The following is a 3,148-nucleotide window of genomic DNA, read 5'->3' as shown; positions in this document are numbered from 1 at the left end:
AGCGTGGGTATTAAGCTCTAACTTTGCTAGCCCAAATGTATTGAGATGCACACAAACAACTGTTTTCGCCTAGCTTTAATGAATATGAAGTTACGTCAGTGGACAGCAATAGGAGAGAAAACGTCAAGCTTATTTAACTATTTCGTGACTAATAATCGCTCATGAAAATTTGTGATAAGTATCATATTTATTTCCGTTGTTCGCTAAGATGTTTAACGCTCTATGACTGTCTTGTTTGTACTCTTCAATAATCAACCTGCCACGTTCATGAATAACACCATATCCTTAAATTAAAAGGAAAATAGTTAAAAATCTTCTATAGTTTTAAGTAGTAAACCGTTAACCACATGGGCCTCAACTATGCAGTTAGTTAAAAATGAATTTGTCCAATTTCATCAAAAAAGGGAGATTTCTTTTACGTGGCAAGTGAATACCAATAATTTAACTATCGATGCATGTGATCTACAAGAAGTCTTGGGGGTCACATGCACCGTGACTGCTATCGAACATTTTCTAGATCTGTTTTCACCTTCTAATAAAGCCCGAGTCTCTGAGATGCTCTTACAAGTAAAAAGAGGGGAGGAGCCAGATCCCATTAATGCATTCATAGTCACGCGAGGCTCTAACGTTAACCTGAGTTTAGTATCCGTAAAAAAAATCACTGAAAATCTGATCGCAGGTATGATAATGCCTATGCTCTTGTCTCCAACTCAACAAGACTTATCGTCCTTTTTTTATCAAATATTTGAAAATCACCATCACGTTATTGTGGTGACGGACAAACACACCCGTATTGTTGTCTACAATAGTTACTTTGAGAAATCAACCGGTTATAAAGTAGAGGAGCTTCTTGGTAAAAAGACGTCTATTTTCAATGCTGGCAAGCACGGAGCACCGTTCTTTAGCAACATGTGGAAGGAAATTATCCAACACGATTATTGGAGCGGTCTCATTTTAAGTAAAGCCAAATCCGGGAACGTCAAGCCTCAAGAGCTACTCATCCAGAAGTTAGAGTCTCTAAAAGGCAACACCTATTACTTGGGGGTTACCTTAGATTTATCGAGTAAACTCTACCGCGTTGCTGGTATTGAACATGGCGGTATTGAGTTATTGACTCAACTGCCCGGTGAAGAAGAATTTTTGGCTAAGGTACAAAATGGACAGGCTGAACTAAAAGATAGCGAAGGGATGTTACTACTGTCCTTTGTACCAAAGTTTGATGAAACATTGGAGTTTGATGAAAAAAAACAACTTGCAAGCGCGCTCGCGTACCATGAAAGTGACTGTACGGCAGGCTTTATTAAAAAGACTGTGTTTACCATTGCCATCATTTATAAGCATGACAAAGCTAAACCTCACTCGCTTTCTATCTTCGAAGCGATTCGAGAACGCTTTAAGAAAATCAAAACAAGAATGGACAAAGAAGTATATCAACGAAGTATGGGAGGCACTATTGGTGTATCAGTACTTGGATTGGATGCGAATAATGCACACAAGATGATATCTCACTCTTTACAAGCGATGTATGAAAGGCATACTTCTAATAATAACATATGCTTTTATAACCGAAACCTTCATGAGAAAGTCAAACGACGCGAGGTGTTAGAAGAAATAGTGAGGTATTCGGTTAAGGCAAAGGCTATGCAGGTTTTCTTTCAACCTATTATTTCAACCAAAAGTTTTAAAGTCTGTAAACTCGAAGCATTGTGTCGATTTACAGACAGCTAAGGCGAGCACCTAGAGACTCAGGAAATGATACAGATTGCAGAAGATATGGGTCTCGTTTCTGAGTTAGATTTGGCCGTAGCAGATAAAGCCATGGAGCAACGAAATCAACTGGTTAAACTATATGGCAATGAAGTCGAGATCACCATTAATGTGTCTTTGAACTCAGATAAACCAGTGAAGTCCCTCTTCAAAGACTTGATGTCGCTTTTCAGAAAACATCGTAAGCATCTCCCTTATGTTACCGTAGAGCTCACAGAGTCAGCCTACTTTAGCAATGAAAACAAGAACGGTGATCTGCTGTTTGAGCTACGTAAAAAAGGGGTAAAGATAGCTATTGATGACTTTGGTACTGGATATTCTTCTTTCTCCTACTTGAAAGATGGTAACTTCGATGTACTTAAAATCGACCGGGATTTTATTATTAATCTCGTTTTCGGCTCTCACAATTACTACATCGTTAAAATGATTACGCAACTTGCTCATACTTTAGGAGTAGAAGTGGTGGCTGAAGGTGTTGAAAGTATTAAAGAAGTTAATATATTAAAAGATCTTAAAGTGGACTATTTACAAGGGTTTTATTTCGCAAAACCCCTACCAGTTAAACTCCTCTCAGCTGAAATCAACGATAGAGAGGAGCTCCGTGACTTGGTCGAGCCAGAAATTCAAGACGTGGTGTTATTTACTACTCCTCCTTTGTTATCTCCCACTCACACCTTAAGAGAGGTCAAAGCCTTATTTGACCGTAATTCGGTTCATGTTTTACCCGTAATTATTGATAAGCAGTGTGTGGGCGTCCTAACCAAGGAAAAATACAATCTCCATGCTACGCCCACACTCGGCACTGACCGAGAAACGATGCAAGAGTATCGTTCTTTGGATAAAGTGGTGAGTGCGATGATGGAACCATTGATTAGCTGTGTTCACGAAACAATAAACGCGAGCGAAATCCATGAGAAAATTCGGAACCATATTCCTTTGCCTTGGGTTGTCATCAACGATTCTGGAGACTATGTGGGTATGATTGACACTGTTAATATGATCCATTATTTGAATGCACAATAAGTACGTTTTCGCTTTTTTATTACGCCCATTAGCTTTGATTTGATGAGTAGCCATTTTAAAGAACCTTGGCGCGGACTTAACTTCCAATATTGGTCTACATGAAACGCGAGAGTTTTGTTCACACATCTGAGCCTGTTCTCATTGTAAAGACAAACACTTTAAACGTGTCTTTATCACGATTCCTATCGTGCCTTAGGCGTCACCCTGCGGGCTAGGCCTGACTGCCCTAAGAGTCTTAGCGCCTTGTCGTTCCCTTCTCGTTGATCTCTCTGTCTTTGAATAAGTTCGAATAAGGGCTTGTTTTCTTATGCGCCGATTTCTTTCACTCGCCTCATTTTCGGGCTCGCAGGCTGTTAAG

The 3,148-nt window shown here is 39.6% G+C and carries 2 protein-coding genes and 1 pseudogene; all 3 read left to right on the top strand.

Annotation, left to right across the window (positions count from 1 at the left end; all coding sequences use genetic code 11):
- The first annotated feature begins 360 nt into the window (after nucleotides 1–360).
- The 3 genes and pseudogenes from MD535_RS25210 (at nucleotide 361) to MD535_RS26375 (ending at nucleotide 2,790) form a co-directional block, all read left to right on the top strand.
- Entirely contained in the window at nucleotides 361–1,728 is a 1,368-nt protein-coding gene (locus tag MD535_RS25210; protein WP_265678019.1) for a PAS domain S-box protein, read from the top strand.
- Between the two features lie 21 nt (nucleotides 1,729–1,749).
- Nucleotides 1,750–2,520 (top strand): annotated as a pseudogene (locus tag MD535_RS26240) (EAL domain-containing protein); the annotation flags it as partial.
- Nucleotides 2,521–2,583: 63 nt separating this feature from the next.
- Nucleotides 2,584–2,790 carry a hypothetical protein gene (locus MD535_RS26375; RefSeq protein WP_390902976.1) on the top strand — a complete coding sequence of 69 codons (207 nt, stop codon included), beginning with the start codon at nucleotides 2,584–2,586 and terminating at the stop codon, nucleotides 2,788–2,790.
- Nucleotides 2,791–3,148 lie beyond the last annotated feature (358 nt).

Source organism: Vibrio qingdaonensis, from assembly GCF_026191675.1.
Taxonomy (GTDB): Bacteria; Pseudomonadota; Gammaproteobacteria; order Enterobacterales; family Vibrionaceae; genus Vibrio; species Vibrio qingdaonensis.
Note: the sequence above shows the minus strand (reverse complement) of the source record. Positions and strands in the feature narration are given on the sequence as shown.